Consider the following 26,888-nt stretch of genomic DNA (forward strand, 5'->3'; position numbering starts at 1 on the left):
TCGCCCGGCACTACCGTGTCGCCCCTACCGCACGGGAACGTCGTAGGCGGTGCCGGGGTCCGGTTCGGGCTGGAACGTGTAGTGCCACCACTCCTGCGGATAGTTCACAAAGCCGCGCCGCGCCATCGCCCGCACCAGCTGCTGGCGGTTCGCCTGCTGTGCTTCACTCAGCCCGGTCGTCTGCGTATGCGCACGCGGGCCGAAGAAATCGAAGTCGGTGCCCATCTCCAGCACCGTACAACCACCGCTGCGGCAATCCAGCAACCCCAGATCTACGGTGGCACCGCGACTGTGACCGGAGCGCTCGGCGATATAGCCGTCGGCCAGCAGGCGCGGCTTCTCCAGGTCTGGATACTGCACCGCCTTGCGCGAGCGCTCGTTCGGATCGTTCACCCAGGCCATGAAAGCCTGCACCGAACGCACCGGTCGATAGCAGTCGTAAACACGCAGGCCGAAGCCCTGCGCGCGCAGGTCCTGCTCCACCTGGGCCAGTGCCTTCGCGACCGGCGCCAGCAGATAGCAGGACGGCGCCTCGTAGCCGGGGACGCGCGCACCGGTGAAGTTGTTCGCCGTCGCATAGCGGATATCCATCTCGATGTGCGGCGACAGCGTGCCGATCTCCACCAGCCCAGCCTCCGCCGCATCGGTGGCCGGCGAAACGCGGGGTGGCTCAGCGGCGTGGGCGGTCGCGGCCAGGGCAATCGCCAGTACGAGTGAAATGCAGGTCCTGGAAGTCATAGCTGAAGTCGATGTCCGGATCGATGGCGCGCAGGTCCAGCGTCGGCACCGGGCCTTCGCCCGGTTGCAGCCATGCCTGCGCTTCGTCTCCCAGCGTATCCCAGCGCAGCAGCCAGCGTCCTTGCTGTTGCAGCACGGCGCTCTGCAGCTTCGGCGACTTGTCCACGCTGAAACGCAGGCCGTCCTTGCCCGGGCACAGCGAGGCCGGCCCCAGCCAGGGATCGCGGTAACGGCCCTGCCAGCGCGGCAGATCGACCGCGCGCGCCGCCTGCGCCGGGGACGTCACAGGTCGCTGATGGCCCGATGCTGCCCGCGTGGCCTGCTCGGTCTTCAGTTCGGCCAGATAGGCCTCGGCCGGGCGCGCATCATGCGGAGCGGTGAAGCGCTTCAGCAGCGCCTGCATCAGCGCCGTGCGTGCGTCCTCGCCCTCGCCGTTGATCAGCATCACCACGCCCACCTTGCGGTCGGGCAGCAGGGCCAGCGACGAATACATGCCCGACAGCGTGCCGGTGTGCGCCACCTTCCACTGCCCGTCCATGTCCGACACCCGCCAGCCATAGCCGTAGCCGTAGAAGTGCGCGTTGTCCCAGCGCCGCTGGCGTTCGCCCAGCGGCATCGGCATGTGCAGGGTCCACAGCGTGCGGCGCTGCTCGGCATTGAGCCAATCAGGGACCAGGGAAGGCTCCAGCAGCACCTGCATCCAACGCGTCATGTCACGCAGGGAACAGCGGATGCCGCCGGCGGCCATCGACGTCAGGTCGGGGCTGGTTTCACCATCGGAGTTCACCACCACGTTGCGGCCCGCGCGCCAGGCATGCGGCTGGGCCACGTTGCCCACCTGCTTCACCGGCCATGCCCCGACCTGGCAACGGTCCATGCCGAGCGGCTCGAACACCTGCTCGCGCATCAGCTGGTCGTATGGCTTGCCACCGGCAGCGGCCGCCACTTCGCCGGCCACCACATACATCAGGTTGTCGTAGGCATAGCGGCTGCGGAAGCTGCTGACCGGTTTCAGGTGCGCCAGACCGGCAATGATGTCGGCGCGGGTGAATGCGTTCGGCTCCGGCCACAGCATCAGGTCACCCGCGCCCAGGCCGAGGCCGCTGTTGTGGATCAGCAGGTCGCGCACCTGCATCTGCTGGCCCACCCACGCGTCATGCATGCGGAAACCTGGCAGGTGCCGCTGCACCGGATCATCCCAGCGCAGCCGGCCCTGCTGCACCAGCCGCGCCAGCAGCGCGGCGGTCATCGCCTTGCTGTTGGAGGCGATCTTGAACAGCGTGTCCTGATCGATGTGGCCACCATCGCCGCGCATACCATCGGCGTGCTGGTAGACCACCTGCCCGTGGTCGACCACGGCCATGGCCAGCCCGGGCAGGTGCTCGTGCTGGACGATGGCCGCGACGTCGGCATCGATGGAGGCGGTCGTGGTCGTCTGCGCCGCGGCAATCGGGAACACCGCCCACGCCGCCACGCAGACGCAGCGTCGTGCATGCCGGACAGGTTTCAGTAGGCCCATGTCACGGTCAACTGCGCATAGCGCGGTGACTGGAAGCCGGTACCGTAGCGGTACAGCGGGTTGAGCGTACCGATGCTGTCCTGCGGTTCGTAGTCCTGGTCCACGGTCACCACGCGCTGCTGGTTGAGCACGTTGTACACCGCCAGCTTCAGGCGCAGGTCGGTGGGGGTCGGCACCTTGTACGACACGCTCACGTCCAGATCGTAGGTCCACGGCGTACGCCCGTCGCCACCGCGTGGGGAATGCACGAACACGCGCTGGGACGGAACCGTCGCCTGGCAGTTGGACACGCACACGTAGTAGCTGTGGAAATCGGTGTCGTCGAACGGGTTGCCGGCGCCAAAGCGCGTGATCGGGCTGCCCGACTGCACGCCCAGCGTAGCGGCTACACTCAGGTTCTCGGTCAAGGCATAACTGCCACGGAACTTGAACTGGTGGCGGCGGTCGTTGGCCAGATAGCCGTAGCCGCGGTAGTTCACCCACGGATTGTCGAAGTTCTCGGTACGCCCGGCATCGGCGAAGTCAGTATCGGAGTTGACCGGGCCTTCTGCATTGCCGCGACCGTATGCGAGCGTATAGGACGCGTTGAAACCCCACTTGCCGTCCCAGGCGCGGTCGACCTGCAGCTCCAGTGCCTTGTAGTCGCGCTTGGGCTTAACCCAGCCGCGCTGGCCGACGTAGTTGCCGTTGTCGTCGTACAGCGCCCAGCCTTCCTTCGAGGTGTCGATGCTGATCCAGCCGTCATTGCTGCCGTCACAGTCGGTGTCACCCCATACGGTATTGGTCCGGCCCGGATTGCCCATGATCCACACCCCGTCGATGGCACCACACTGCCCGGTCGCGGTGATGTTCATGTCATCGATGGCGTTGTGCAGCCGGCGGTAGGTCACGCTGGCACCGACCGACCAGGCCTCGTTGATCATCTGCTGGAAGCCCAGGATCGCCTCATCCTGGTACACCGGGTCCATGTCCCGGTTCACTTCCGCACGCAGGTCCGGCACGCTGCCGTCGCCCTGAGAATTGTCCACCGGGCCGATCTGCGCGCCCAGGTTCGGGATGTTGTTGGTCGCTCCGCTATAGCCAAGGAACTCATACCAGGTGCGTTCGTCGAGGAATCCACCGGCCTGCTTGATGTTGATGACGTTGGCCACCGGCAGGAAGTAGCGGCCCAGGTTGCCGAACACCTTGGTGGTGCCGTCGCCGCGCACGTCCCAGGAGAATCCCAGGCGTGGGGCCAGCATGTCGTCGATCTTGATGTAGCTGCTGCCGTCGCCGCCCTTGTTGTCGAAGGCTTCCAGGCGCAGGCCCATGTTCAGCAGCAGATTCGGCGTCACCTGCCAGTTGTCTTCCAGGTAGTAGGCCGAGTTGATCGTCTCGAAGGCACCCTCCACTTCATAACGACGGGTGCGCGCCACCAGGCCACTGGCCGGCACGACGCCGCCGTTGAGCGAACTACCGGGCGTGCGGGCGTAGATGTCATAGCGCAGGCCGCCGGGCCCGGGATAGGCGCGGCTGTAGTCGGACGTGTTCTCTTCCCGATCCAGGCCAAACCGCAGCAGATGGTTGCCCAGCGTCCATTCGAAATCGGCGCGCGCAGCCTTGCGGGTGTCCAGTGCGGATTCGAGCTGCGAACTGCTGGTGCAGCTGCGGTCACCCTGCAGCGAGGGCGGCACGCCCTGGCTGGCGGTGCGGTTGTCGAACACGCGGTTGCAGTTCTCGTCCATCAACGAGCTCTGCGCACGGTTGCGCTTGTTCTCGCCATACATCAGCTTCATGGTCAGGTCGTTGTTGACCTGCCAGCTGTAGGTGCCGGACCAGTTCTTGCCGCCCACCGTGTTGTAGATCTGGTTGCTGCGCTCGCCCACGGCCTGCCCCGTGGCGTAGTCGTAGGCGTAGACATCGGTGAGCGTCTTGCTTTTGTCCGAGAAACCGAACAGCGACAACATCTGGTTGTCCGTGATCTGCCAGTCGATCTTGCCGCCCCAGAACGGATCATCAGCCTTGCCCTGGCTCAGGCGCGTACCGGCGTCGTTGGTCGAGGTCGGGCGGTAATCGCGCGCTTCGTACATGCCGAAGAAGAAAAGTCGATCCTGCACCAGCGCACCGGAGGCGAACACGTTCAGCGCACTGCGGCTGTAGTCGTCGCGGCTGGCGGTGATGTAGCGGCTGCCATTGCCGTCGTAGCGGTCGCGTGCCTGCGACTGCCACGCGCGAGGCTCGAACACCAGCTCGGCACCCGCCTTGAAATCATTGCTGCCCGAACGCGTCACCGCATTGATGACACCGCCGGTGCTGCGCCCGAACTCCACCGAGTAGCCACCCGTCTTGACCTGGAATTCCTGGTAGAACGAGAACGGTACCGACGAGAAGCCGACCCGGTTGTAGAAGTCGGTGACGTTCAGGCCATTGATGTAGACCGTGTTCTCGGCCACCGACGAACCGCCGAAGGAAATGCCCTGGCCACCCAGCGACCCTTTGCCCTTCACCGCACCCGGCGCCAGCAGCGCCACCGCAGTGATGTCACGGTCCACCGGCAGGCGCGAAAGTTCTTCGCGGGTGATGTTGGTGGCCGACTCGGTGGACTTCACATCCACCATCGACACCACCTGCGGTGCCCGCACTTCAACCGTGCCCAGCGTGCTGACCGCGCCGAGCGGCACGTTCACCGTGGTCGCGCTGCCCAGACCGACCGTCACCTGGCCAACACGGCTGGCACCTCCGCCGGGCAGGCTCACCTCCATGTCATAAGTACCGACCGGCAACAGCGGAATACGGTAGCTGCCGTTGGCCTCGGCCTGCACGGAGCGGACGAACCCCGTTGCGGGATTGCGTACGGTCACCGTGGCACCGGCCGGTACCTGTCCGGCATCGCTGACCAATCGGCCGACCACCGAACCATCCTGTGCGAATGCGCTGGGCGCGATCACGCCCAGACACGCCCCAAGGGCGACGCACAACGCCGCCCGCTTGATGCTGTAAGCCTTCATCCCCTGCTCTCTCCTGCAAGAATTGAATGGTGTGGAATGCGAGGTGTCGCGCTAGCGTTGCCTGGCTGGCAGTACCCGCCACTGGAAGTCGTAGCTCCATTGGTCGAAGTACAGGTTGCCGCCTGCCCACTCGGCCTCGCCGCGCTGCGAGTCGACCGTTTCCGAGCGGTAGTGCTGTTTGGCCGGCACGAAGGGCTGGCCGAAATCATCGTTGAAGGCGATGCGGTAGCCATCGAGGCCACCCAGGTAGAAATCGCGCAGGGCCGGCACATCGCTGGCCAGCGCGCCGGTGGTTACATCCATCGGCAGCCAACCGTACGGCGCCAGATAGACCTGCCCCCAGTCATGCAGGTTGTTGTAACCACTGCCATCGTCGGAGAACACCATGCCCGACTGCCAGCGCGCGGGAATGCCGTTCAGGCGCAGCAGCGCGATCAGCAGCAGGGTCTGCTGCCCGCAGTCGGCATGGCCAGCGCGCAAGGCGTAATCGCTGATGTTGCTGATCGTGGAGTATTCGCGTGCACCGGCCCAGGGAATGCGGTCGACCGCCGCGAACAGCTTGCGCACCACTTCATGGGGGCGCGTCTCGCCCTGCAGCACCTGGTCGGAGAACAGCTTCAGCGCCGGGGTGAAGCGCACATGTGGCAGCTGCTCGGCCAGATAGGGCTTCAAGGCCTGATCGGCCGGGGTCGGTTGCACCTTGGCCGGATCGATCGCGGTATGCCGGGCGAAGATCGTCGCTGCGTAGCGGATCTCGAAGCGGGTCGGCTTGCCGGCTACGGCCTTGGCTTCCAGGTAGGCGGTGCGCTGCAAGGTACTGGCCGGAGCCACGCGTGCCTTGCCCGGCGTGCTGCCCAGCCACTGCACCTGCTCCTGCTGGCCGGGGATCTCGCGCGGGTAGGGAATCCAGGCGCGTACGGTCTCGCCGGCCGGCACGGCATCGGCCTTCACCGTGAGCGATTGGGTGAACTCGATGCGCTGCGGCAGCACCGCCACCCGGCCACTGTGTTCGGCCGCAGCAAGCACGCGCGCGTGGTGCGCATTGAGCACTTCGTTGGGCCCCGGAGGCGGCATCGGTGCATCTGCGCGGCGCCGCGCGCGTGCTTCGTCGCTGAGCAGGAACAGGTTCGACGGAGCGCGCTTGAAGTACCCGCGCGTGCCATCGATATCGAGGTGTTCGATCAGGCCGAGCTGGTCCCAGCGCGCGAATTCTTCGTCGCTCAGATCGGGAATCCAGCGCCGCACAGCGGCCTTGGCGGCGGTTTCGTCGAGGCTGAAATCCAGGCGGATGCGGCGCATGCGTTCGCGCTGGAAGGCGCCTTCGGCAGCATCGGCCGCCGTTGCCAGCAGGGCTTGGGCATCGTTGAAGCGACCGCTGCCGATCAGGTCGATCACCTGCGTCTGCCGCGCCCGCTGCTGGCTGCTGCGCCCATCGGCCGCCTGCGTGGCCGACGCCCACAGCAGCAGCGCGGCACACAGGCCGGCAGCAGCAAGCAGACGCGGTTTGCGAACGGCAGGATCCACAGCGACACTTCCCCAGCGCGGGTGGTAATGGCTGTGTAACACGGGCCGGGACGCCGGTCAATAATTTATTCTTGCTTTCTGTGCCGAAAGGAATAAATATTCCAATAGGCATTCGAGGAGGGTGTGCTGCGCATGATCCTGGCTTCCCGCGAACCACTGCGGCAGTGGCGATGGCCGCGCCGGTTGACCCTGGCCGTGTGCCTGCTGGCCGCACCGGCCTTTGCACCGGCCGCACCGGCCGCACCGGCACCCGATCCCGGCGCGCCGCTGCCGTATGTGATCGGCCTGCATGAGGCCTACCTGACGCCGCAGTACTGGGCGGCCCGGCTGGACAACGCCGATGCGCCGATCATGGACCGCGCGCAGATCGATGCGCAGAACGCGCGGATGCGCGCGCAGGACAGCCACATCCAGGACATCGCCGCGCTGCCCGCACAGCTTGATGCCGCGCAGGTACGCGCCAGCATCAGCGCGTTGTCGCGCTGGCCCGGGCGTGCACTGTTCAACGAGCGGGGCCAGGCCATCGCGCCTGCGCTGCGCAGTGGCATCGAAGCCAACCTCGGCCTCGATGCGATTCCCGCACACGTCGCACCCGCCTACGGCCTGGTGGTGAAGCGCGCGGCGTTGCGCACCTTCCCCACCCGCGAGCGCGTCTTCAGCACCGTCGGTGACACCGACATCGACCGCTTCCAGGAGTCGGCTCTGTTCCCCGGCGACAAGGTGGCGGTGGTCCATCGCAGCGCCGATGGCCGCTGGCTGTTCGTGCACAGCGAGCGCTACAGCGCGTGGATCGAAGCCGATGCGATCGCTGGCGGCGACAAGGCCACGGTGCTCGGCTACGGCACGAAGGGCCCGTACCGCGTTGTCACCGGCGCCACCGCGCAGACCGCCTACACCCCGGAGGAACCGCGCGTCTCGCGCCTGCAGCTGGAGATGGGCGTGCGACTGCCGGTGCTGGCCGACTGGCCCGCCGCCGAAGCGGTGAACGGCCAGCAGGCGCATGCCTCGTGGGTGGTGCAGCTGCCGGTACGCGAGGCCGACGGGCGCCTGAAGCTGGTGCCGGCCCTGCTGCCGCGCTCGCAGGACACCGCAGCCGATTACCTGCCGCTGACCCCGCGCCTGCTGCTGCAGCAGGCCTTCAAGTTCCTCGGCGAGCGTTACGGTTGGGGCCACGACTACGACACCCGCGACTGCAGCGGTTTCGTTTCCGAGATCTACCGCAGCTTCGGCGTGCTGCTGCCGCGCAATACCAGCGCCCAGGCCGTCAGCCCGGCACTGGACCGCCTGCCGTTCACCGACAAGGACACAAAGGCCGCGCGCGACCGTGCTGTGACCGACCTTCAGGTGGGCGATCTGGTCTACATACCCGGCCACGTGATGATGGCCATCGGCCACGTCGACGGCCGTACCTGGGTCATCCACGATACGGCAGGCGGCAGCTGGTCCGGTGCCGACGGCAAACGCGTGCAGGCCCACCTCAATGGTGTTTCGGTGACGCCGCTGGAGCCGATGATGGCCAGCGATACCGTCCGCTACATCGACCGCATCACCAACATCCAGCGCCTGCGCGCCAAGACTCCTGAATGAAGATCACTGCCATCGAACTGGGCATGCTGCGCGTGCCGCTGAAGACACCGTTCAAGACCGCCCTGCGCACGGTGGAAACCGTGGAAGACGTGGTGGTGCTGATCCGCACCGATAGTGGCCACACCGGCTATGGCGAAGCCCCGGCCACGGCGGTGATCACCGGCGATACGCACGGCTCGATCATCGAAGCGATCCGCCATTTCATCGCCCCGCGCCTGATCGGCCAGGACGTGGTCAACCTCAACCGCCTGTGCGGCCTGGTGCAGGGCGCGATGGAGCGCAACACCAGCGCCAAGGCCGCGGTGGAGATCGCGCTGTACGATCTGTGGGCGCAGCTGCATGGTGCGCCGTTGTACCAGATGCTCGGCGGCGGCGACCCGGTGATCACCACTGACATCACCATCAGCGTGGACTACATCGACAAGATGGTGGCCGATTCGCTGTCGGCGATCGACCGCGGTTTCGAGTCGCTGAAGATCAAGGTCGGCAAGGACATCGGCCTGGACATCGAACGGGTCAAGGCGATCCATGCCGCCGTCGAGGGCCGCGCCCTGCTGCGCCTGGACGCCAATCAGGGCTGGACCGCCAAGCAGGCGGTGCATGCCATGCGCACTCTGGAAGAAGCCGGCGTGGTGCTGGAGCTGCTGGAGCAGCCGGTGAAGGCGGCCGACATCAGCGGCCTGAAGTACGTCACCGACCGGGTCAATACACCGGTGATGGCTGACGAAAGCGTGTTCAGCCCGAGCCAGGTGATGGACCTGATCCAGCAGCGCGCCGCCGACATCATCAACATCAAGCTGATGAAGACCGGCGGCCTGTCCAACGCGATCCGCATTGCCGACATCGCCGGCATCTACGGTGTGCCGTGCATGATCGGCTGCATGATCGAATCGAGCATCAGCGTCGCCGCTGCCGTGCACCTGGCGGTGGCCAAGAGCGATGTGATCACCAAGGTCGATCTGGACGGCCCGTCGCTGGGCCAGTTCGATCCAGTCAGCGGCGGCGTGCACTTCAACGAATCGGAGATCAGCGTCAGCGATGTGCCGGGGCTGGGCATCACCGAAGTGCGCGGGCTGGAGATGCTGGGTTGATCTCTGCCTTGCGGCTGACCTGGCATGCAACTGACATTGGGTCGGGCGTTACTTTTCTTTTCGCGAAAAGAAAAGTAACCAAAAGAAACGCTCCGCCGGCCGCGAGCCGACGTGCTACGCACGCCGGTGCCCTGCGGTGCTCGGCTCGCTACAAGGCGGACTCAACAGCAGCTCCGGGTAGATCCACGCCATGCGTGGATGCTCCTGCTTCTGCCCTACCCCGTATCCTCTTCGCGGCTGGCACGCGCGCGATCTGTCCGGGGTCGGGCGGGTGGGATTTGCAGGGGTGTCCGCGCCATGGATGGCGCGGCCAAGCCTCCATGGATGGATTCACGGCGTCCCCTGCACATCCCACCCGCCCGACCCATTCCATGACACGCCCTACGCTGCCAACCGCAACGCGCCTATCCATGTCCGGACGCCCCGCATGCCGCCCTTGCTGAAGATCCGTTCCGAGCGCGGGCAGATGTCGGCCATCGAACGCCGCATTGCCGATTTCATCCTCGACAACGCCCACCTGCTGCGCGACTACTCTTCGCAGCAGCTGGCCAGCGCGCTGGGCATCAGCCAGTCCAGCGTGGTGAAGTTCAGCCAGAAGCTCGGCTTCAAGGGCTACCCGGACCTGAAGTACTCGATCGGCCAGGATGTGGCCCGCGCCGGTGCCGATCCGCAGCAGGCGCCCAGCGAACCCGACAGCGGCGATGACTACCTTCGCCTGGGCGAGGCCCTGCGCCGCAGCAAGGCACAGGCTGAGGAAGAGACCCGACAGGCCAATCCGCGCGAAGAGATCGAACGCATCGTGCAGCTGCTCGACGACGCGCCCAAGCTGTTCGTGTACGGCCTGGGTGACGATGGCCTGTATGCCCGCGAGTTCGCCATGCGGCTGTCGCTGCTCGGCCTGCTGGTGGTGCCGCATACCGACCCGATCCTGATGCTGGCCAACCTGTCGGCCGCACGCCCCGGCGATGTGCTGCTGGTGTTCTCCGAATTCGGCAACCTGCCCCAGCTTTCGCAGCTGTCGCGCCAGTTCCAGGACATGGGCGGCAAGGTGATTTCCATCACCCGCCACACCGCCAACCCGCTGCGCGCGCATGCGGATGCAGCACTGGTGGTGTGCGCACACGATCGCACGCCGCAGGTGGCGCAGCTGCTGTACCGTAGCGCCATGCACGCCCTGCTCGATTTCCTGTTCGTGCTGCTCTGCCACACCAATCCGGACCGCCAGCAGCAGCTGGCGGTGAACCTGGAGCGGATCGACCACCTGCTGGATTCCTGACCGGAGCACCTGTTGATGAAATCGCTGGTCCGCCTCGCTACCGCTGCGCTGCTGCTTGCTGCGGCGGTGTCCGTCCATGCTGCGCCGCTGGATGGGGCGCGCCAGCTGATCGTGGTCACCAGCGAAGGCTGGGACAGCCCCCAGGGGCAGCTGCAGGCCTATGTGCGCGACGGCAAGGGCTGGCACGCGCATGGCCAGGCGTTCCCGGTGGCCCTCGGCCGCACCGGCAGCGCCTGGGGGCTGGGCCTGCATCCGGCGCAGGCCGACGGCCCGCAGAAGCAGGAAGGCGATGGCCGCAGCCCTGCGGGCGTGTTCGCGCTCGGCAGCGCGTTCGGCTATGCCGTCACACGCCCAGGCACGGCCATGGCCTACCAGCCGATGCTTGAAAGCAGCTACTGCATGGACGTACCCGGCTCGCCGTTCTACAACCGCATCGTCGACGCGAAGAAGGTGGGCAAGGCGGCCGTGGAAGGCTCCACCGAACCGATGCGGCTGGACCTGCACACCAAGGGCGACGTGCGTTACCAGGAAGGCTTCGTGATCGCCCACAATCCCGACAACCAGCCCGGCAAGGGCAGCTGCATCTTCGCCCACCTGTGGCGCCAGCCCGGCGAAGCCACTGCCGGCTGCACCGCCATGCCGCAGGCGCGCATGCAGGCCCTGCTGGACTGGTTGCGGCCGCAGGATACGCCGCGCTTCGTGCTGCTGCCACGCGCCGAGTACAAGCGGCTGCAGGCGCAGTGGCAGCTGCCCGCACTGAGCGGAGACGCCCGTTGAGCGCGCCAGACGAACCGCAGCTGCAGCGCGCGGTCAGCCGCTGGCAGATCGTCGGCCTGTCGATCAACGATGTGATCGGCAGCGGTATCTACCTGCTGCCGGCCGCCACCGTCGCCCTGCTCGGCCCGTTCAGCCTGTGGGGCGTGGTTGCCGCAGGCATCGTCGTGGCCCTGCTGGTGCTGTGCTACGCGCAGGCCGCCAGCTACTTCGATGAGCCCGGCGGCAGCTACCTGTATGCCCGCGAGGCGTTCGGGCGCTTCGCCGGGTTCGAGATCGGCTGGATGATCTGGCTGACCCGCATCAGCTCGGCCGCTGCGCTCAGCAACGCGCTGGCCGATGCAGTTGCGCGTTTCTGGCCGTGGGCCGGTGCTGGCCTGGGCCGCATCGCGGTGATCGTGGTGTCGCTGGGCTTCCTCACCGGCATCAACATCATCGGCGTGCGTTCGGCCGCGCGTACCGGCGTGGTGCTGGTGATCGGCAAGATGCTGCCGCTGCTGCTGTTCGTGGCCATCGGCGCGTTCTACATCGACCCGCAGCTGGCCTTCTCCGGCCAGCGCCCGGACCCGCATGACCTGCAGCGCATGGGCGAGGCCGCGCTGCTGTTGCTGTACGCCTACGCCGGTTTCGAGAACATCCCCGCGGCCGCCGGCGAATACCGCAACCCGCGTCGCGATATTCCGTTCGCGCTGATCACCATGATCATCACCGTCACCGTCATCTACGGCGCGGTACAGGTGGTGGCACAGGGTACGCTGGCCGGCCTGGCCAGCTCGGCCACGCCGCTGGCCGATGCCGCCGCCGGCTTCGGTGGCGAAGCATTGGCGCTGATCCTGACGGTCGGTGCCACCATCTCCATCCTCGGCACCAACAGCAACACGATGATGATGGGCCCGCGCTTCCTGTTCGCGCTGGCACGCGATGGCTACGGCCCGAAGATCCTGGCGCAGGTACATCCGCGCTTCCACACCCCGGCCGCATCGATCCTGTGCCAGGGCCTGATTGCACTCGGGCTGGCGCTGTCCGGCTCGTTCGTGCAGCTGGCACTGCTGTCGATGACCACGCGCCTGTTTGCCTACATCGGTACCGCCGCTGCGGTGCTGGTGCTGGCCAAGCGCTACGCCGACCGCCCGGGCGCATTGAAGCTGCCCGGTGGGCCGCTGATTCCGGTGCTGGCACTGCTGCTGTGCGTGGCGCTGTTCGCCAGTGCCAGCTGGCAGAACATCGCCGCTGCGCTGGTGGCATTTGCCATCGGCGCGGTGATCTACAAGCTGCCGCGCAAGGATGCCGACGCCGGGTAACTGGTAGCGCCGGGCCATGCCCGGCGGATTGATCTGGTGATCACACTGCCGGACCGGGCCGTTAACCGCCACCCAGGCACGATCAGGCTTCGTACACAACGGAGCCTTCCATGACCGAGTACCAGATCCCTGGCCGCGTACCGGATGACAGCACGTCGCGTGATGCGGTCAGCAATTACTGGCGCGAGCGCTACAGCGCCGAGCCGTACTACGACGACCAGCTGTTCTTCGAGGACTACGAACCGGCCTACCGCATCGGCCACGCGGCCCGCGCGCAGGACATGATCCGCGCCTACGAACAGGTGGAAGCCGAGCTGGAATCGCGCTGGGCCGGCGAACGTGGCCGCAGCCGGCTGGAATGGGCACAGGCACGCAATGCGGTGCGCCGTGGCTGGGAAGACGCGCAGCTGGCGGACCCGCGGTTGAAGCGATAACGCCATGCTCGTGTAGAGCCGAGCCCATGCTCGGCTGGGAGTCGAGCATGACTCGGCGCTACAGATGCGGCAGGAGAGCCGAGCATGGGCTCGGCTCTGCGGAGTCACTCCTGTTCCGGCAGCGGCGGCACGACCGCGCTGCGCTTGCTCTCACCACCACCTGCGGCGATGAGGTCGCGGGTGTTCTTCTGCACGGCCACCGCACCGAACAGCGACAGCGCATACGCCATGCCGTAGAAGCCCTTCTCGCTCGATGCCAGGGTGGCATTCCACAGGCCAACCAGCAGCAGCATCAGCGCCGACAGCAACGCGAACCAGCACAGTGCGTAGTACAGCGCGCTCACCGGAATACCCTCGACGCGGTCGCGCACGCTCTTCTGCAGCGATACCGCTGCGAACAGGCCGAACAGCAGCAGGGTCAGGTAGTAGCCCTTTTCGTTGAGCGCCATGGTGGCGGCGTTGAACAGGCCGATCAGGTAGGCCGCCGCTCCCAGCAGCAGGGCAACCCAGGAGGCGGCGATGAAGGCGGTGGACGGCTTGTGCGGCATGGCAGTGTTCATTGCGGATCCTTGCAGGCAGGCGGGCATGCTTTGCCCGGGCGTGCCCACCCTAGTCGATCCGGCCGTCGTCGCACAGGGGGCGCAGGACCTTCGGGCCACGACGGTCACACGCCGGGTGGTGTACAAGGGACAGCCCGGCCATCCGCATCCCCGCCCTGGAGATACCCATGACCCGCACCTCCCTGCTGCTCGCCCTCGGCCTGGTGCCGATCCTCGCCACCTCCGCCTGCAACGCCGCCGACCCGGCCGCCAACGGCGCCCAGGCCGTCGCACCGGCAGCCTCCGCCGCCACCGACCAGCGCCCGTTCACCGCCACCGAAGTCAGCCGTTTCGACCAGCCGTGGGCGATGACCTTCCTGCCTGACGGCAGCCTGCTGGTCACCGAGAAGCGCGGCAAGCTGCAGCACCTGGACCTGGCCAGCGGCCAGAAGCACGAGATCACCGGCGTTCCCAAGGTGGCCTACGGTGGCCAGGGGGGCTTTGGCGACATCATCCTGCACCCCGATTTCGCCCGGAATCATGTTGTTTACCTCAGCTATGCCGAGGAAGGCACGCTGGACACCCGCGGTGCCGCCGTGGCCCGTGCGACGTTGACGCTGGACGCAAGCGGCGCTGGCCAGCTCAAGGACCTGAAGGTGATCTGGCGGCAGAGCCCCAAGGTCAGTGGCGAAGGCCACTACGGCCACCGCCTCGCCTTCGGCCCGGACGGCAAGCTGTGGATCAGCTCCAGCGAGCGGCAGAAGTTCGATCCGGCGCAGGACATGGGCGGCAACCTCGGCAAGATCGTGCGCCTCAACGACGATGGCAGCCTGCCAGCCGACAACCCGTTCGCCTCGCAGGGCGGCGTGGCCGCGCAGGTCTGGTCGCTGGGCCACCGCAACATCCTCGGCATGGCCTTCGATGCCAACGGCAAGCTGTGGGCGCATGAGATGGGCCCGGCCGGCGGCGACGAACTGAACCTGATCGTGCGCGGTGCCAACTACGGCTACCCGGTGGTTTCCAATGGCGACCACTACGACGGCCGCCCGATTCCCGACCACAGCACCCGCCCGGAATTTGCTGCACCGAAGGTGACCTGGACACCGGTGATCTCGCCGGCCGGCTTCGTGATCTACAGCGGCACGCTGTTCCCGCAATGGAAGGGCAGCGGCTTCATCGGCGGCCTGTCGTCGACCTCGCTGGTGCGCGTGACCTTCGACGGCGACAGCGCGCGCGAAGCCGAACGCTTCAACATGGGCGAGCGCATCCGCGAAGTGGAACAGGGCCCGGATGGCGCGTTGTGGCTGCTGGAAGACGGCAGCAAGGCACGCCTGCTGAAGCTGACGCCGAAAGCCTGATCGGAACTTTTTCCCGGAACGGCCCCGCATGCGGGGCCGTTTCCGTTTACTGGATGGTGATGACCTTCACCTCGGTCTTCGTGCAGGCCGGGTCCAGGCACTGCCCGTTCAACCACACCTGTCCATTGCCAATCATCACGCCCTGCTGGTTGACGAAGACCTTGCCGAAGTCCTGTTCGGACACTGCCTTGACCACCGCCGGGGTGATGATCTTCTCGTAGTTGCGCTGGAACTCACCCGGACCGGTGATCTTCTTCCCATCGGCGATGTTCAGCGGGAAGTGCACTTCCTCGACCACGGCAGCGCGATCACCGCCAACCACGGCCGTCTTGAACGCATTGAACACCTTTTCGTATTGCGCCGCGTCGCCCAGCACGCTGTCGATGCGGGCACGCGCGTCATCGGCAGGCGCCTGCGTTGCGGGCACAGCCGGCGCAGTGGCGGCTGGCTCAGTCGCAGGTGCAGCCGGCGTTGCCGCGGCACTGGCATGCATCGGCGGCGGTGCGTCGGCCGCGGGTTCGGCCGGCGCGGGTGGCTGCGAACAGGCCGCCAGCAGCAGGGCCGTCATCAGGAAAGCAATCTTGCGCATGCGCGGACTCCATCGGATCGAAAGCCCGATGGTAGCGCCGGGCTACGCCTGGCGTGTTCGCGCATCGTGAGCAAGGCAACGCCGGGCATGGCCCGGCGCTACCCATCGCGATCAGGCATTCAACAACTCGAACTGTACCGCTTCACCGGCCGCCGACGAGGCGCATACCCACACGTCGAACACGCCCGGTTCGGCACGCAGCACGCCGTCACGGCCGGTGAAGGCCAGCTGCTCGCGGGTCAGGGTGAACACCACCTCGGTGGATTCGCCCGGCTGCAGGGCCACCTTGCGGAAGTCCTTCAACTCGCGCACCGGACGCACGCGGCTGGCCACGCGGTCGTGGATGTACAGCTGCACCACTTCCTCGCCGGCCACATCGCCGCGGTTGGTCAGCGTGGTGGTGAGGGTCAGGGTGTCATCCCAGCCGAGCTGGGCCGAACTCAGCTGCGGCACGCCGTAGGCAAACGTGGTGTAGCCGATGCCATGACCGAACGGGTACAGCGGCTCGTTCGGGATCTCGCGCCAGCGTGCCTTGAACTCCGACATGGTCGGCAGTTCCGGGCGACCGGTGCGCGGGTGGTTGTAGAAGTACGGCTGCTGGCCGGACACCTGCGGGAAGCTGACCGGCAGGCGGCCGGACGGGCTGTAATCGCCGAACAGCACATCGGCCACGGCATGACCGGTCTGCGTGCCCAGGTACCAGGTGACCGCCACGGCGTGTGCGTTGCGCACCGCGCCCTGCAGCGCCAGCGCGCGACCATTGCGCAGCAGCACCACCAGCGGCTTGCCGGTCATCGCCACCGCCTCGGCCAGCGCCTGCTGCGCCGGCGGCAGGGTGATCTCCACGCGCGACTGCGCCTCACCGCTGTAGCGCTGCGGCTCGCCCAGCGCCAGCACCACCACGTCGGCGCGCAGCGCGGCAGCCACGGCCGCTTCGGTGCCGCCCGCAATGGCGGTTTCCAGTTCGCAGCCCGGCACGATCTCCAGCAGCGCTTGGTCGCCGATGGCAGCGCGCACGCCGGTTTCCAGGTCCACATAGCGCTGCTTGTCGCCGAACAGCGTCCAGCAGCCTTCGATGTTCTCGCGGTCCTGCACGAACGGGCCGATCAGCGCGATCTTCTGCCCGCTCTTCTGCAGCGGCAGCACGTTGTCGCGGTTGTTCAGCAGCACGATCGAACGGCGTGCAGCATCGCGCGACAGTGCGTCATGCGCGGCGAGGTGCGAGGTATCGGCTTCGCGCGCCGGGTCCAGCGAACGGTACGGGTCGTCGAACAGGCCGATGGTTTCCTTCAGCCACAGGATGCGGCGCACGCCTTCATCCAGCACCGCCATCGGCACTTCGCCGCTCTCGACCAGGCCCGGCAGGTGCTCGGCATAGAAGCCGCTCTGCATGCTCAGGTCCAGGCCGGCGGTGAACGCCTTGGCGGTGGCATCGCGATCGTCAGCGGCATAGCCGTGCGCAACCAGTTCCATGTCGGCGGTGTAATCGGAGATCACCACGCCCGGGAACTTCCACTCACCGCGCAGGATGTCGGTCAGCAGTTCGGCATTGGCGCTGGCCGGCACGCCGTTGATGTCGTTGAACGAGGACATCACGGTGATCGCGCCGGCGTCGAAGGCGGCCTTGAACGGCGGCAGGTGCACGTCGCGCAGGGTCTGCGGCGAGATGTCCACCATGTTGTATTCCATGCCGGCCATCACCGCGCCATAGGCAGCGAAATGCTTGGGCGTGGCCAGCAGCGAATCGGCGGCGCGCAGGTCGCTGCCCTGGAAGCCACGCACGCGGGCGGCGGCGAAGGCACAGCCCAGCACCACGTCCTCACCGGCACCTTCGGCGCCACGGCCCCAGCGCTGGTCACGGGCGATGTCCACGGCCGGCGCATAGGTCCAGTGCAGGCCGGCGGCGGTGGCTTCGACGGCGGTGGCACGCGCGGTGCGCTCGGCCAGGTCCGGTTCGAAGCTGGCGGCCTCGCCCAGCGGAATCGGGAACACGGTGCGCATGCCGTGGATGACGTCGGCGGCCAGGATCACCGGGATGCCCAGCCGGCTTTCCTCGGTGGCGACCTGCTGGATGCGGCGGCCCAGCTCGGCGCCGACACCGTTGAACAGCGAGCCGACCTTGCCCTCGCGCACCTGCTGCAGCACCTGGTCGGCATTGCGCACGTTGGCTTCCGGGTTCACGTCCGGGGCGAACGGGCGGACCATGTCCGCGAAGACACCCAGCTGGCCGACCTTTTCCTCGACGGTCATCTGGGTAATGAGGGATTCGATGCGATCGGAGGCCACCAGCAGTCCTTGATGAAAACGTTTACAAGCCCGGCATTCTAGCGATCCGGAGCCATTTGGCGAGAGGTTTCGTCGTTCAGTTTCAACCTCCAGCCGGATCCGTACGGTCCGGCCGGAGGCCTCGCAGCTTACTCCGAGCCGGCCAACTGGCGCTGCCCGGCCATCAACATGGCGTCGCTGGAGGCCTGGAACACCCGCAGCCCGAAGGCCGGCAGGATCGCCAGCAGGTGGTCGAAGATGTCCGACTGCACCGCCTCGTACTCGCCCCAGGCGGTGCTGCGGGTGAAGCAGTACAGCTCCAGCGGCAGGCCCTCGGTGGTCGGCTGCAGCTGCCGTACCAGCAGGGTCATGTCGGTGTGGATACCCGGATGGCTGCGCAGGTAGCGCTCCACGTAGGCGCGGAAGGTGCCCAGGTTGGTCACCCGGCGGCTGTTGACCTCGGCCACGCCCTGCTCGCGCAGGCGCCCGTTCCACTGTCCCAGCTCCTGTTCCTTCTCACGCAGGTAGTCGCCCAGCAGCGCGAACTGGCCAAGGAAGGCCAGGTCGCCCTCGTCCAGGAAGCCCACGCTGTGCTGGTCCAGATACAGCGCGCGCTTGATGCGGCGGCCCCCGGCCTCCTGCATGCCGCGCCAGTTCTTGAACGACTCGGTCACCAGCTTCTTGGTCGGGATGGTGGTGATGGTCTTGTCGAAGTTCTGCACGGTGACGGTGTGCAGCGCGATGTCGATGACATCGCCATCGGCATTCTGGCTGGGCATCTCGATCCAGTCGCCGATGCGCACGCGGCCATCGCCGCTGATCTGCACGCTGGCCACCAGCGACAGGATGGTGTCCTGGAAAATCAGCATCAGCACCGCGGTGGCGGCGCCCAGGCCGGTGACCAGATAGCGCAGGTCGACACCGGCCAGGGTGGCAACGATCGACAGGCCGGCAATCACGAAGATGACGATCTTGGCGACCTGCAGGTAGCCCTTGATCGGCTTGTTGCGGGCTTCGGGGCGACGTTCGTACAGGTCGTTGGCCGCATCCAGCGCATGCGAGATCGCCAGCACCACCGTCAGGATCGCCCAGGCCTGGCAGGCGCCGATGATGAAGCTGACCAGACCCGGTGGCAGGTCCGGCACGATGCGGATACCCGAGGCGATCACCTGGCTGGGCACCACATTGGACAGGCGCGAGATCACCCGCATCAGATGGCTGCCGCGGCCAGTGTCGGCGCCCGGCAGGCGGCTGAGCAGGCGCCGCAGCCCACGCAGCAGGATGCGCTTGGTCACCCAGTTGGCCAGGCCGGCGGCGATCAACAGCGCCGTGATCATCAACGCCAGGTAGGCGCCAGGATAGGGTTCCAGTGTGTTCTGCAGCTTTTCCAGCCACTGTACCGCCACCACCGCGTCCACCATCGGTTGTCTCCTTGTTTTACTGCTGATGAGGTTGCCGGCCGGCGGCCGGCACTACCGGATTGCCGGCCGGCGGCCGGGTTCACCGGGTCAGTCGCGCGTGCGTTCGATGATCACACCCACCGCGCGCGCGCCACGCACTGCACCGGGCTTGCTCAGCTTCAGGCGCAGCCACTTCACCTCGAACTCGTCCAGCACGATCTGCGCGCAACGCTCGGCCAGGGTTTCCACCAGGCCGAACTCCGATTCACGCACGAACTGCTCCAGGCGCTTGCTCACTGCCTTGTAGTTCAGGGTGTGGGCGATGTCGTCGGTCGCCGCAGGGCGACGGTTGTCGAAGCCCATTTCCAGGTCGAACACCAGGTCCTGGCGGATCCGTCGTTCCCAATCGTAGATACCGATCAGGGCGTCGATCGTCAGCCCCTCGATGAAAACCTTGTCCATTGCGGTTACCAGCGACAATACAGGCGGCCATGGTAACGGCACGGCGGTGACCCTGCCCGGAACGGGCGGTGGGCGTCCCGCATGGGGCGGGCCCGGAAAAGACAAAGGGCCCTGCTAGCGGGGCCCTTTGGTACTACCGTTTGTCCCCGGGGGGAGCTTTCTCAAGCCGCGAGTCCCGGTGGCGCAGGTGCCCAGACTAGTCAGTGACCAACCGGCGGGTCAAGGCCAATCACGACAACGCAGATCCGTGTTCCCGCCCTGGCTGAAACGCGGGAAACAGCCCACGTACACAAGGATGTTTCCTGATGGTGGCCGGCTCGTCCCCTCGGCAACATCCCGCTTCCCTCCCTCACCACACATCACCATGGCTGCATACGATGCATTGAGGCGCGCGTTGTCGGCGGAGCGACTGTCGACCTACGAGAGAATCGCATCAACCTGCAGCGCTGACGTCACTGCCCAATGCCTGTACGTGTGGAACATGCAGATGTGCGGTGCACTGATGATGCCGGTGCATCTGTGCGAAGTGGTCATTCGCAACGCAGCGGCGTCGGTCCTGGCCCGACAGCACGGCCCGCGATGGCCGTGGAATGAAGCCTTGCGGCGCAGGCTGCCCGCCGCTTCATCCACCTCGGCGAGAATCGCGCTGGAGCAGGTCGCCAGCCGCGCAACAGAGGCCTCCGAAGTCGTCGCCAACCTGCCGATGGTCTTCTGGCAGCAGCTCTTCACCTGCCGCTTCGACGCCACATTGTGGATACCTGCACTCGGCGGGGTTCTACGTCATGCGCCTTCGGCCCATCCCAGTGTCATCAGGAAAGCCATCCACGCAGACATTGGACGCATCCGCCACCTGCGCAACCGCATCGCCCACCACGAACCCATCCTGGAGCGCGACATCGGCGCTGACCTGGCCGCGATCGGGCGGCTGATCCATGCGCGCTGCCCGCATACGCTGGGGTGGCTGCAGCGGCACGAGCGGGCGACGACGGTGTTGGCCGCATCGCCGTTGGCCGCCCGCCCGTAGAGTCGAGCTTGCTCGACTGCCTCACCGCCTTTGTAGTCGTTGCCTGGAACAGTCGAGCAAGCTCGACGCTACAGACAGCGGTTCACACCGCCGGCAGGGTCGCCATGTCCCAGCGCGGGGTCACATCCACCTTCGGCGGGCTGTGCTGGCCGGCCTGCAGGCGCAGCGCGCCGGCGAAGGCGATCATCGCGCCGTTGTCGGTGCACAGCGCCGGCCGCGGGAAGCAGGCACGGCCGCCTAGACGCTCGGCCATCTGCTGCAGGCGCGCGCGCAGGCGCTTGTTGGCGCCGACACCGCCGGCCACCACGATCACATTGGTCCCGGCCGCTTCCAGCGCGCGCTCGCACTTGATCGACAGGGTCTCGACCACCGCATCTTCAAAGCCACGCGCGATGTCGGCGCGGGTCTGTTCGCTCTGGTCGCTGTCGCGCCAGGCCATCAGGACCTGGGTCTTCAGGCCGGAGAAGCTGAAATCCAGCCCCGGGCGGTCGGTCATCGGCCGCGCGAAGCGGTACGCGCCCGGCGTGCCCTGCTCGGCCAGCCTGGCCAGCTGCGGGCCGCCCGGGTACGGCAGGCCCATCAGCTTGGCGGTCTTGTCGAAGGCCTCGCCGGCCGCGTCGTCCAGGGTTTCGCCCAGCAGGCGGTACTGCCCGATGGCATCGACCGCCACCAGCTGGGTATGGCCGCCGGAGACCAGCAGTGCCACGAACGGCGCCTGCGGCGGGTCATCTTCCATCAGCGGGGCCAGCAGATGGCCTTCCATATGGTGGACCCCCACCGCCGGCACCTCCAGCGCCCAGGCCAGCGAACGGGCCACGCCGGCACCCACCAGCAGAGCGCCGACCAGGCCGGGGCCGGCCGTGTAGGCCACACCGTCGATGTCGCCCACACCCAGGCCCGCTTCGGCCAGGGTCTGGCGCACCAGCGGCAGCAGCTTGCGGACGTGGTCGCGGCTGGCCAGTTCGGGCACCACACCGCCGTACTCGGCGTGCAGCGCGATCTGGCTGTAGACCGCATGGGCGCGCAGGGCCGCGCTGCCGGACAGGTCGGTGTCATACACCGCCACGCCGGTCTCATCACAGGAAGATTCGATGCCAAGGACTCGCATGCCTGCTATTATGACGCCCCTGCCGCCCCCTCGGGGGATGTGCAGATCTCACTGCTTTCGAACTTCCGGCCCGTATTCAGGGTTGGCCGCTTGCAGTTTGTCTATTCGCCGCTATAATGTGCGGCTCGCCGGGCGTGACCCGGTTCTACTGTGTCCCGGAGATTCCATGCCCAGCGTCAAAGTCCGCGAGAACGAGCCCTTCGAGTTTGCTCTTCGCCGCTTCAAGCGCACTTGCGAAAAGGCCGGTGTGCTGGCCGAAACCCGCAAGCGCGAGTTCTACGAAAAGCCGACCCAGGAGCGCAAGCGCAAGGCCGCCGCTGCTGTGAAGCGTCAGCTGCGCCGCTCGTCGCGCGACGTCACCAAGCGTCAGCGCCTGTACTGATCGGACGCATCTTCATTGCGGCAGGCTTGTCCTTCCGCGGTGAAGCCGAAGCCGGCACGCGCGAGCGTCGCCGGCTTTTTGCGTTTCCGGGCCCGGGCATCCGCCCCGCCCCTCCACCACCACGAGGTTCCTCATGAGCATGAAGCAGCAGCTCACCGACGACATGAAGGCCGCCATGAAGGCGGGCGAGAAGCACAAGCTGGGCGTGATCCGCCTGATCAACGCCGCCATCAAGCAGCGCGAAGTGGACGAGCGCATCGAGCTGGATGACACCGCGGTGATCGCCGTGCTCGACAAGATGGTCAAGCAGCGCAAGGACTCGGTCAGCCAGTACGAAGCGGCCCAGCGCGAAGACCTGGCCGAGATCGAACGTGCCGAGATCGTGGTCATCGAAGCCTACCTGCCGGCCAAGATGGGCGAAGCCGAGATCGTGGCCGCCATCCAGGCGGCCATCGCCGAGACCGGCGCCTCCGGCGCGGCCGACATGGGCAAGCTGATGGGCGCACTGAAGCCCAAGCTGGCCGGCCAGGCCGACATGGGCCTGGTGTCCAAGCTGGTCAAGCAGGCCCTGGCCGGCTGATCACCGCACCGCCCGCTGCATACGACAAGGCCCGCGCTATGCGGGCCTTGTCATTGCTGCAGGCAGGGGCGCTGCCGCTTACGCCTGGCGGCAGTTGCGCAGCGTCATCGAGCTGCCTTCGATCGAACTGACCTCACCTTCCAGCTTGGCCCAGTCACGCTCACGCAGCACGCTGAAGTTGGCCGCCTGGTCCGGCGCGAACTCGCAGCGGATGGTGTAGTTGTTGTTGTTGAAGGCGTCGTTCTGGCGGATCCGCAGCAGGCCGCGTTCCGGCGTCACCAGGTAGTTGATCGATCCCACCTCGCCCGGACGGGTGGAGTAGCTGTTCCGGTTGACGGTATAGATCTGCCCGTCGATGCGGTACCGGCGGCCGATGTACTTCGCGTACAGCGGCAGGAAGGTGGCCGACCGATCGCCCAGGTCTTCCTTGTTGGTGGTGGTCCCCAGCATCAGGTCCTTGAAGCTGCCAGCGGCATTGTAAGCGGCCATCGTGGAGCGCACTTCCTTGCCCATCCTCTTGGACAGGTCCGGTGCGGCCACGTCTTCAAGCGCAGGCATCGGCTGCTTCGCGCGCGCCGCGGCGGCAAGCGCCTCACCCTGGCTGCCGCCCTTCAGCTTGTCCAGCATCGCGCACATCGACTGCCGCGCCTCGTCCTGCCCGATCGTCTGGCCACGCGCCAGCTTGGTCGCCAAGGTCACCCGGCCGGTGTGGTCGGCGGTACCGATCAGCACCAGCGGCGTACGCAGGCCCTTGGTCTGGATCAGGTACTGGTTGCCGGTGTTGCCTTCCACCAGCTGGCCGCCGATCTCGAACTGGTCCTCGGCACCGATCTGCCGCAGCTGGTCCAGTGCGCTCTGCACCTTCAGCCCCGGCACCGTCACATCGGCCATGTACATCGCGCCGTTGCGCGGATCGCCTACCGTCTTGAATGCCTTCTCGCAGGCAGCTGAGGCGGCGGCCGCCGAGCCACTCACCGTCGCCAGCAACACCATCGTGGTGTAGACCATCCCTTTCATAACGCGTCCTTTTGCAGAGAAATTGGAATGTCGCGGCCCTGCGCAGCGGCAGCCGGCCCCGGATACCGTGGCGGCAGCCCCCCTGCGCACCCACGGTCGGGCAGAAGGATAGCGCGGACGCTGCACGGCACAACGTCTGAATAGGCACTTCACCCAACCCAACGCCCTGATTTGCTAGAAAAAGCATCATCCACCTGCCTTCTCCTGCTTCGATGCCGCATCCCCACGCCTTTCTGCCTGCCGTCCGATCTCGCCTGGGAAAGCTGCAGGACAGCTTCCCGATGGCCGTGGCCAAGCGCTTCGTCGAGATCGACGTGCTGACCCAGGCCGCCTCGGTCTCCTTCTACGCCCTGCTGTCGATGGCCCCGCTGCTGGTGCTGCTGCTGTGGCTGACCGCTTCGCTGTACCCGCCGGCACAGCAGGCACTGATCGGCCAGATCGGTTCGGTGGCCGGCAGCAGCGTGGCCAGCGTCGCTGACACCGTGCTGCACAACGCCAACAGCCAGCCCAGCATGGGCTCGCTGGCCGGGCTGTGGAGCACGCTGCTGCTGTTTGTCGGTGCCACCGCGGTGTTCGCCCAGCTGCAGAACGCGCTGAACCGCATCTTCCACACCAGCGGCCAGCGCCTGGATGGCATCAAGGCCTGGCTGCGCAAGCGCGTGTTCTCCTTCGGCGTGGTGCTGGCGCTGGGCTTCCTGCTGATCCTGTCGATGACCGCTACCACCGCGCTGCAGGTGGTGTTCGCGCAGCTGCCGTCGGTGCTGCCGGCCATCGGCTACCTCACCTCGCTGCTGCTGTACACGCTGGCCTTCGCCTTCCTCTACCACTACCTGCCCGACCGCCGCGTGGCCTGGCGCCAGGCCTTCATCGGCGGCGCCATCACCTCGGCGCTGTTCGCGCTGGGCCGCTATGGCATCGGCGTCTACATCGCCACCGTGGCCCCGGGCAGCGCCTACGGCTCGATGGGCGCGCTGGTGATCTCGCTGGTCTGGATCTACTACGCCACTGCGGTGTTCTTCGTCGGCGCGCTGATGACCGCGGTGATCGACGAACGCCTGTATGCCCGGACGCAGCTGGCCAAGGGCGGGGACACCACCGAAGAAGCGGGCCCGGCGGCCACCAGCGAGTAGACTAGGGAACCTGCCTTCCCTTCTGCGCGGCCTGCCGGCTGCGCCCTGCCCTGTTGCCCATGGCCCGTATCCCCGACGCTTTCATCGACGACCTGCTGGCCCGCACCGACATCGTCGAGGTGGTGGGCAGCCGAGTGCCGTTGAAGCGCCAGGGCAAGGAGTACGCGGCGCGCTGCCCGTTTCACGACGAGCGCTCGGCCTCGTTCACGGTCTCGCCCACCAAGCAGTTCTATCACTGCTTCGGTTGCGGCGCACACGGCACCGCGATCAGCTTCCTGATGAACTACGACCGCCTCGAGTTCCTCGATGCGGTGGATGAGCTGGCCAAGCGCGCCGGCATGGAAGTACCGCGCAACGAGAACCCGCGCAGCCCGCAGCAGCAGGACGACAGCCGCGAGCTGTACTCGGCGCTGGATGCGGCCGCCAGGTTCTTCCAGAAGAACCTGGAAGGCAGCGACAAGGCACGCAGCTATCTCGATGGTCGTGGCGTTGACGAGGACAACCGCGCGCGCTTCCAGATCGGCTATGCACCGGATGGCTACAGCGGCCTGCGCGATGCCCTGGGCAAGGACGAGCGGCGCATGAAGCTGCTCGACCGCGCCGGCCTGTTCTCCAAGAACGATCGCGGCCACGTCTACGACAAGTTCCGCGACCGGGTGATGTTCCCGATCTTCGACCGCCGGGGCCGGGTGATCGCCTTCGGTGGCCGCGTGTTCGAGAAGGACGACGGCCCCAAGTACCTCAACTCGCCCGAGACCGCGCTGTTCCACAAGGGCCGCGAACTGTACGGCCTGTGGCAGGTGCGCCAGGCCAACCAGAAGATCGAGCGCTTGATCGTGGTCGAGGGCTACATGGACGTGGTCTCGCTGTTCCAGTTCGGCGTCACCCAGGCGGTGGCGACGCTGGGCACCGCGACCACGCCGGACCATGCCGAGCTGCTGTTCCGCAACGCGCCGGACGTGTTCTTCTGTTTCGACGGCGACGCCGCCGGCCGCCGCGCCGGCTGGAAGGCATTGGAATCGGTGCTGCCGCGCATGAAGGATGGCCGCCAGGCGTTCTTCCTGTTCCTGCCCGATGGCGAAGACCCGGACACCATTGTGCGCAAGGAAGGCGCCGAGGCGTTCAACGAGCGCCTGAAGCAGGCCACGCCGCTGTCGCAGTTCTTCTTCGACGAGCTGACCCGCGAGATCAACCTGGGCACGCTGGACGGCAAGGCCCGCCTGGCCGAACGCGCAAAGCCGATGCTGGCGCAGATTCCCGATGGCGCCTTCGGCGATCTGATGAAGCAGCAGCTGGGGCAGCTGACCGGCCTCGGCGGCAATGCCCAGGCGGCACGTTCGCCGATGCCGCAACGGCCGCCGGCGCGTTCGATCCAACCGGTGGCCAAGCGCAGCCTGGTGCGTGGTGCGATTGCCGTACTGCTGCAGCAGCCTTCGCTGGCGCTGACCCTGGGCGGCAAGCACCACTTCCAGGGCCTGCGCCTGCCGGGGGTAGAGCTGTTGCTGGAACTGCTGGGGCTGGTCGAACAGCGCCCGGACATCAGCACCGGCGCGCTGCTGGAGCATTTCGACGGCCGCGAAGAACAGGCCTCCCTGCATACCCTGGCCGCGCAGACGATGCCGGGCGACGAGGCAATGTGGACCCAGGAACTGCACGATGCCGTGGCCCAGCTGGAGAAACAGCTGCTGGTGCAACGTCTGGAGGAGTTGTTGGCAAAGCAGCGCCAGCAGGGCCTGGACGATACTGACAAGTACGAACTGCGCGAGCTGCTCAAGGCCCGCGCCGGACTGCGCCTGTAGCGGC

At 66.8% G+C, this 26,888-nt stretch carries 23 protein-coding genes; 12 read left to right on the plus strand and 11 right to left on the minus strand.

The window, feature by feature from the left end; all coding sequences use genetic code 11:
- Positions 1–24: 24 nt before the first annotated feature.
- Genes LZ605_RS13700 through LZ605_RS13715 form a run of 4 tightly spaced genes read right to left on the minus strand, consistent with a single transcriptional unit; the run spans position 25 to position 6,768 of the window.
- Positions 25–738, minus strand: a complete 714-nt coding sequence (locus tag LZ605_RS13700; protein WP_249842120.1) for a M15 family metallopeptidase — start codon at positions 736–738, stop codon at positions 25–27.
- Entirely contained in the window at positions 671–2,257 is a 1,587-nt protein-coding gene (locus LZ605_RS13705) for a serine hydrolase domain-containing protein (protein ID WP_249842121.1), read from the minus strand. The genes LZ605_RS13700 and LZ605_RS13705 overlap by 68 nt, the downstream gene beginning before the upstream one ends.
- Positions 2,245–5,244: a TonB-dependent receptor gene (locus LZ605_RS13710; protein ID WP_249842122.1), complete on the minus strand. Its 3,000-nt coding sequence runs from the start codon at positions 5,242–5,244 to the stop codon at positions 2,245–2,247. Before LZ605_RS13710 ends, LZ605_RS13705 begins: the two co-directional genes overlap by 13 nt.
- A 51-nt stretch (positions 5,245–5,295) precedes the next feature.
- Positions 5,296–6,768, minus strand: coding sequence for a transglutaminase-like domain-containing protein (locus LZ605_RS13715; RefSeq protein WP_249842123.1), 1,473 nt, complete (start codon positions 6,766–6,768; stop codon positions 5,296–5,298).
- A gap of 132 nt (positions 6,769–6,900) precedes the next feature.
- On the opposite strand from LZ605_RS13715, the gene LZ605_RS13720 reads away from it, so the two are divergent.
- The 6 genes from LZ605_RS13720 to LZ605_RS13745 all read left to right on the plus strand — a co-directional run bounded on the left by LZ605_RS13720 (position 6,901) and on the right by LZ605_RS13745 (position 13,231).
- Positions 6,901–8,355, plus strand: coding sequence for an SH3 domain-containing protein (locus tag LZ605_RS13720; RefSeq protein WP_249842124.1), 1,455 nt, complete (start codon positions 6,901–6,903; stop codon positions 8,353–8,355).
- A complete protein-coding gene (locus tag LZ605_RS13725) occupies positions 8,352–9,446 on the plus strand; it encodes a dipeptide epimerase (RefSeq protein WP_249842125.1) in 1,095 nt (364 codons plus the stop codon). The genes LZ605_RS13720 and LZ605_RS13725 overlap by 4 nt, the downstream gene beginning before the upstream one ends.
- A 427-nt stretch (positions 9,447–9,873) precedes the next feature.
- Positions 9,874–10,722 (plus strand): MurR/RpiR family transcriptional regulator, encoded by an 849-nt coding sequence (locus LZ605_RS13730; RefSeq protein ID WP_249842126.1) that lies wholly within the window; start codon positions 9,874–9,876, stop codon positions 10,720–10,722.
- Positions 10,723–10,737: 15 nt separating this feature from the next.
- Positions 10,738–11,499 carry a L,D-transpeptidase family protein gene (locus LZ605_RS13735; RefSeq protein ID WP_249842127.1) on the plus strand — a complete coding sequence of 254 codons (762 nt, stop codon included), beginning with the start codon at positions 10,738–10,740 and terminating at the stop codon, positions 11,497–11,499.
- Positions 11,496–12,797 (plus strand): APC family permease, encoded by a 1,302-nt coding sequence (locus LZ605_RS13740; RefSeq protein WP_249842128.1) that lies wholly within the window; start codon positions 11,496–11,498, stop codon positions 12,795–12,797. The genes LZ605_RS13735 and LZ605_RS13740 overlap by 4 nt, the downstream gene beginning before the upstream one ends.
- A 110-nt stretch (positions 12,798–12,907) precedes the next feature.
- A complete protein-coding gene (locus LZ605_RS13745) occupies positions 12,908–13,231 on the plus strand; it encodes a hypothetical protein (RefSeq protein ID WP_249842129.1) in 324 nt (107 codons plus the stop codon).
- Positions 13,232–13,335: 104 nt separating this feature from the next.
- Here the strand turns inward: LZ605_RS13745 and yiaA are convergent, their stop codons facing one another.
- Positions 13,336–13,791, minus strand: coding sequence for an inner membrane protein YiaA (gene yiaA / locus LZ605_RS13750; protein WP_049426932.1), 456 nt, complete (start codon positions 13,789–13,791; stop codon positions 13,336–13,338).
- Between the two features lie 167 nt (positions 13,792–13,958).
- Between yiaA and LZ605_RS13755 the strand changes: the two genes are divergently transcribed.
- Positions 13,959–15,128 carry a PQQ-dependent sugar dehydrogenase gene (locus LZ605_RS13755; protein ID WP_249842130.1) on the plus strand — a complete coding sequence of 390 codons (1,170 nt, stop codon included), beginning with the start codon at positions 13,959–13,961 and terminating at the stop codon, positions 15,126–15,128.
- 46 nt (positions 15,129–15,174) lie between these two features.
- Here LZ605_RS13755 and LZ605_RS13760 read toward each other — a convergent pair whose 3' ends face one another.
- From LZ605_RS13760 to folB, 4 genes are all read right to left on the minus strand, one after another.
- Positions 15,175–15,717, minus strand: coding sequence for a hypothetical protein (locus tag LZ605_RS13760; protein WP_249842131.1), 543 nt, complete (start codon positions 15,715–15,717; stop codon positions 15,175–15,177).
- Between the two features lie 111 nt (positions 15,718–15,828).
- The gene (locus LZ605_RS13765) at positions 15,829–18,003 is read right to left on the minus strand and encodes a glycoside hydrolase family 3 N-terminal domain-containing protein (protein WP_249842132.1); all 2,175 of its coding nucleotides are present in this window, start codon (positions 18,001–18,003) and stop codon (positions 15,829–15,831) included.
- Positions 18,004–18,131: 128 nt separating this feature from the next.
- Positions 18,132–19,403: a mechanosensitive ion channel family protein gene (locus LZ605_RS13770; protein WP_107232117.1), complete on the minus strand. Its 1,272-nt coding sequence runs from the start codon at positions 19,401–19,403 to the stop codon at positions 18,132–18,134.
- Positions 19,404–19,490: 87 nt separating this feature from the next.
- Positions 19,491–19,844, minus strand: a complete 354-nt coding sequence (gene folB / locus LZ605_RS13775) for a dihydroneopterin aldolase (protein WP_049465349.1) — start codon at positions 19,842–19,844, stop codon at positions 19,491–19,493.
- A gap of 364 nt (positions 19,845–20,208) precedes the next feature.
- Between folB and LZ605_RS13780 the strand changes: the two genes are divergently transcribed.
- On the plus strand, positions 20,209–20,868 hold the full coding sequence (locus LZ605_RS13780; RefSeq protein ID WP_249842133.1) for a hypothetical protein: 660 nt from the start codon (positions 20,209–20,211) through the stop codon (positions 20,866–20,868).
- Positions 20,869–20,950: 82 nt separating this feature from the next.
- On the opposite strand, the gene tsaD is transcribed toward LZ605_RS13780, so the two are convergent.
- Complete coding sequence (tsaD, locus tag LZ605_RS13785; RefSeq protein WP_057497438.1) at positions 20,951–21,976, minus strand: tRNA (adenosine(37)-N6)-threonylcarbamoyltransferase complex transferase subunit TsaD; 1,026 nt, start codon at positions 21,974–21,976, stop codon at positions 20,951–20,953.
- A gap of 166 nt (positions 21,977–22,142) precedes the next feature.
- On the opposite strand from tsaD, the gene rpsU reads away from it, so the two are divergent.
- Both rpsU and LZ605_RS13795 read left to right on the plus strand, forming a co-directional pair.
- Entirely contained in the window at positions 22,143–22,358 is a 216-nt protein-coding gene (gene rpsU, locus LZ605_RS13790) for a 30S ribosomal protein S21 (RefSeq protein WP_002808376.1), read from the plus strand.
- 133 nt (positions 22,359–22,491) lie between these two features.
- The gene (locus tag LZ605_RS13795; RefSeq protein WP_249842134.1) at positions 22,492–22,938 is read left to right on the plus strand and encodes a GatB/YqeY domain-containing protein; all 447 of its coding nucleotides are present in this window, start codon (positions 22,492–22,494) and stop codon (positions 22,936–22,938) included.
- Between the two features lie 78 nt (positions 22,939–23,016).
- On the opposite strand, the gene LZ605_RS13800 is transcribed toward LZ605_RS13795, so the two are convergent.
- A complete protein-coding gene (locus LZ605_RS13800) occupies positions 23,017–23,955 on the minus strand; it encodes a hypothetical protein (protein WP_249842135.1) in 939 nt (312 codons plus the stop codon).
- A gap of 212 nt (positions 23,956–24,167) precedes the next feature.
- On the opposite strand from LZ605_RS13800, the gene LZ605_RS13805 reads away from it, so the two are divergent.
- Together LZ605_RS13805 and dnaG are read left to right on the plus strand one after the other, a co-directional pair.
- A complete protein-coding gene (locus LZ605_RS13805) occupies positions 24,168–25,085 on the plus strand; it encodes a YihY/virulence factor BrkB family protein (protein WP_249842136.1) in 918 nt (305 codons plus the stop codon).
- 59 nt (positions 25,086–25,144) lie between these two features.
- Positions 25,145–26,884 carry a DNA primase gene (gene dnaG, locus LZ605_RS13810; protein ID WP_249842137.1) on the plus strand — a complete coding sequence of 580 codons (1,740 nt, stop codon included), beginning with the start codon at positions 25,145–25,147 and terminating at the stop codon, positions 26,882–26,884.
- The last annotated feature ends 4 nt before the right edge of the window (positions 26,885–26,888 follow it).

The sequence above is a fragment of the Stenotrophomonas maltophilia genome, from assembly GCF_023518235.1.
In the GTDB taxonomy this organism is placed as follows: Bacteria; Pseudomonadota; Gammaproteobacteria; order Xanthomonadales; family Xanthomonadaceae; genus Stenotrophomonas.